This window comes from Teichococcus aerofrigidensis (assembly GCF_054073225.1).
Genome location: NZ_JBSXMU010000282.1, coordinates 1 through 677 on the forward strand (window position 1 = coordinate 1; position 677 = coordinate 677).

At 77.8% G+C, this 677-nt stretch carries 1 protein-coding gene and 1 pseudogene; both read left to right on the forward strand.

Annotated features, from left to right (window positions below; translation table 11 throughout):
* Positions 1 to 373: uroporphyrinogen-III synthase (locus ACVMLK_RS21235; protein ID WP_457487568.1), on the forward strand; the 373-nt coding region annotated here is incomplete at its 5' end.
* A gap of 16 nt (positions 374 to 389) precedes the next feature.
* Positions 390 to 677: pseudogene (locus ACVMLK_RS21240) on the forward strand (hypothetical protein); the annotation flags it as partial.

Sequence of the window (677 nt, forward strand, 5' to 3'; positions counted from 1 at the left end):
ACGGGGCTACAGCCGGGCGCTGGCGGCGGCGTTGCGGGACCAGGGCTTCGCGGTGCGCCACCGCGCCGTCTACGCTGCCCGCCCGGCCACCGCCCTGCCGCCGGAGACGCTGGACGCGCTGCGGCGCGGCCGGGCGCGGGCGGCGCTGTTTCTCTCGCCGCGTTCGGCGCAGGTGACGCAGCGCCTGCTGCGCCGCGCCGGACTGGCCGAAACTGTGCGCGGCATGGTCGCGTTGGCGCTGTCACAGCGTATTGCGCAGTCCCTTGCGGGCATGCCCTGGCGGGCGATCCGTGCTACCCCGGCGCCCGATTCCTCGGCGCTGCTGGCCCTGCTCGGGCGGCCGGCGCCGGGGATGGAGGATGAGGTTGCATGAGGGGCAGGAGAGAGAGATGAGCGACACGCCGAAGAATGGCCCCAGGGGTGACGCCACCGGCAGCCGGCCGGGCGCCGGCCGCAAGGGAGGGCGGGAGACCCCCTCCATTCCACCCCAGGCCATTCCGCCCCGGGCTCTCTCGGCCTCCGAGGCCCGGCCTGCCGGCGCGCCGGCGGACCCGGAAACCACGATCCCGCCCCGGCCGCCCCAGGCCGAGGCGGCGCAGCCGGCGGCCCGGCCCGGAACGGCCTCCCCGGATGCCACCCCCCCGGCACCGCCTTCCGCCAGCGGCGAGGCGCCGGCC